This window comes from Puniceibacterium confluentis (genome assembly GCF_007923445.1).
In the GTDB taxonomy this organism is placed as follows: Bacteria; Pseudomonadota; Alphaproteobacteria; order Rhodobacterales; family Rhodobacteraceae; genus Puniceibacterium; species Puniceibacterium confluentis.
On sequence record NZ_VOJI01000081.1, the window covers coordinates 1 to 1,138 of the forward strand.

Sequence of the window (1,138 nt, forward strand, 5' to 3'; positions counted from 1 at the left end):
GCGCATGTCGCTCACCCGTTTTCCAGAGAGACCGGCAGGGCAAAGCCGTGCTCTTTGAGCAGGGCGTGGCGCTGTGCGGACTTGAGGTCCTCGGCGACCATCTCCTCGCACATCTCCTGCGTGGTGATCTTGGGCGTCCAGCCGAGCTTTTCCCTGGCCTTGACCGGGCTGCCGAGCAGGGTCTCGACCTCGGCGGGGCGGAAATACTGCGGGTCGATGCGCAGGATGACATCGCCGACCTTGACCCCGGGGGCCTTGTCGCCCTCGACCCCGGCGATCACCGCGGTCTCGTTGATGCCCTCGCCCCTGAACTCCAGGGTGATGCCCAGATGCGCCGCCGACCAGGTGATGAACTGGCGCACGGTGTACTGCACGCCGGTGGCGATGACAAAATCCTCCGGCGCGTCCTGCTGCAGCATCATCCACTGCATGCGCACGTAGTCCTTGGCATGGCCCCAGTCGCGCAGCGCGTCGATGTTGCCCATGTAGAGGCAATCCTCGAGCCCCTGGGCGATGTTGGCCAGACCGCGGGTGATCTTGCGGGTCACGAAGGTCTCGCCGCGGCGCGGGCTCTCGTGGTTGAACAGGATGCCGTTGCAGGCATACATGCCATAGGCCTCGCGGTAGTTCACGGTGATCCAGTAGGCGTACATCTTGGCCACCGCATAGGGGCTGCGCGGGTGGAACGGCGTGGTCTCGGTCTGCGGGATCTCCTGCACCAGGCCATAGAGCTCCGAGGTCGAGGCCTGGTAGAACCTTGTCTTCTTCTCCAGCCCCAGGAACCGGATCGCCTCGAGCAGGCGCAGGGTGCCGATGGCATCGACATCCGCGGTGTATTCCGGGGCCTCGAAGCTGACGGCGACATGGCTTTGGGCGCCGAGGTTGTAGACCTCGTCAGGCTGCACTTCGGACAGGATCCGGGTCAGGTTCGAGCTGTCGGTCAGATCGCCGTAATGCAGCTTGAGCAGCGGGCGGCTTTCGTGCGGATCCTGATAGATGTGGTCGATACGCTGGGTGTTGAACAGCGAGGCGCGGCGCTTGATGCCGTGGACTTCATAGCCCTTTTCCAGAAGGAATTCCGCCAGATAGGAGCCGTCCTGCCCCGTGATACCTGTGATAAGGGCCTTTTTGCGCATAC

Annotated in this window: 1 protein-coding gene; it reads right to left on the reverse strand. The window is 63.6% G+C overall.

Features of this window, described 5'->3' with window-relative positions:
* Positions 1-11: 11 nt before the first annotated feature.
* Positions 12-1,136, reverse strand: coding sequence for a GDP-mannose 4,6-dehydratase (gene gmd, locus FOY53_RS22620; RefSeq protein WP_146592535.1), 1,125 nt, complete (start codon positions 1,134-1,136; stop codon positions 12-14).
* Positions 1,137-1,138 lie beyond the last annotated feature (2 nt).